Origin of the sequence: Burkholderia sp. Ac-20379 (assembly GCF_017104645.1) — a bacterium.
Classification (GTDB): domain Bacteria; phylum Pseudomonadota; class Gammaproteobacteria; order Burkholderiales; family Burkholderiaceae; genus Burkholderia.
Map to the genome: position 1 here is coordinate 1 of NZ_JAAGPF010000687.1, position 1,461 is coordinate 1,461.

2 protein-coding genes are annotated in these 1,461 nt (G+C 73.0%); one reads left to right on the forward strand and one right to left on the reverse strand.

From position 1 onward, the window contains the following. Window positions 1-235: winged helix-turn-helix domain-containing protein (locus G3N92_RS33955; protein ID WP_206131858.1), on the reverse strand; the 235-nt coding region annotated here is incomplete at its 3' end. Window positions 236-328: 93 nt separating this feature from the next. Here G3N92_RS33955 and G3N92_RS33960 point away from each other — a divergent pair. Then, window positions 329-1,461: multidrug effflux MFS transporter (locus G3N92_RS33960; RefSeq protein ID WP_206131859.1), on the forward strand; the 1,133-nt coding region annotated here is incomplete at its 3' end.

Here is a 1,461-nt window from a genome sequence, read left to right on the forward strand (position 1 = left end):
CGTAGCCCTCGGCCACCAGCCGCTCGAACGCGGCCTCGACGGTGCCGCGCGCGATGCGCCAGCGCTCGGCCAGCGTGCGGGTGGACGGCAGCGCGGCCCCGGCCGGCAGGCGGCGCTGCAGGATCGCCTCGCGCAACGCATCGGCGATGCGGTCCTGCTTCGACGCCCCGCCCTGCGCCGACAGCCCCGGCGGGCGCGGCAGATCGAGCGGAATCGCGGCCTTGCCTCGCGCCATAGTGGCCCACCCTTCTATCGATCAAATGGATCTTCGGCTTATACCACATCGCCCGTACAGTCCGATTTCCCGCCTTTCTTGCCGATTCGTCCGATGCCTGCTTCGTCCCGTCCCCTCTCCGAGCGCGCCTGGTTGATCCTGTTGTTGCTGATCGTCTGCCTGCCGCGCGCGGCGATCGACGCGTACCTGCCCGCCCTGCCCGCGATGGCCGACGCGCTGCACGCCACCGACGCGCAGATGCAATCCACGCTGACCACCTACATGGTCGGCTACGCCGCCTCGATGCTGATCATGGGGCCGCTGTCGGACCGCTACGGGCGGCGGCCGGTGCTGCTCGCCGGGCTGGCCGTCTACGTGGCGGCCACGCTGGCCTGCGCGCTCGCCGACAGCGTGCCGGCGCTGGTGGCCGCGCGCGTGATCCAGGCGCTCGGCGGCTGCGGCGGGGCGGTGATCGGCCGCGTGATCGTGCGCGAGCGCTTCGACGCCAAACGCCAGGTGGCGCTGCCGAGCGCGCTGTCGGCCGGCATGGCGCTGTCGCCGGTGGTCGCGCCGCTGGCCGGCAGCGCCGTGGCGTCCGCCGGCGGCTGGCGCGCGGTGTTCGCGATGCTGGCGGCCGGCGGCGTGGCCGGCGCGTGGTTCACCTGGCGCCTGCTGCCCGAAACGCGCGGCGACGCGATCGTCCGCGCGGCCGGCGCGCACCCGCTGCGCGGGCTCGGCGCGACCTATGCGCGGCTGCTGCGCAGCCGCCATTTCCTGTGCTATTCGCTGTCGATCAGCTTCGTCTACTGCACGTATTTCCCGTTCATCGCCGGCTCGTCGGCGCTGTTCCAGCGGCGGCTGCATCTGTCGGACGCCGCGTACGCGGCCGTGTTCGGCATCACCGTGTCGGGCTATCTGGCCGGCTCGGCGCTGTACCGGCGGATGCACGCGCGGATGGATTCGGACGCGGTGCTGGCACGCGCCGTGTGCCTGAACCTCGCCGCCGCCGCCGCGCTGTGCGCGCTGAACCTCGGCCACGCGCCGAGCGCGCCGACGATCGTCGCGCCGATGTTCGTGGCGATGGTGGCAGTGGGCATCGCGATTCCGGCCTGCCAGTTCGCGGTGCTGCAACCGTTCCCCGAGATCGCCGGGGCCGCTTCGGGGCTGTTCTTCTTCATCCAGATGGCGATCACGGCGCTGTGCGGCGCGCTGCTCGACCGGCTGACGGCGGCCGCCGGCGGCAGCGC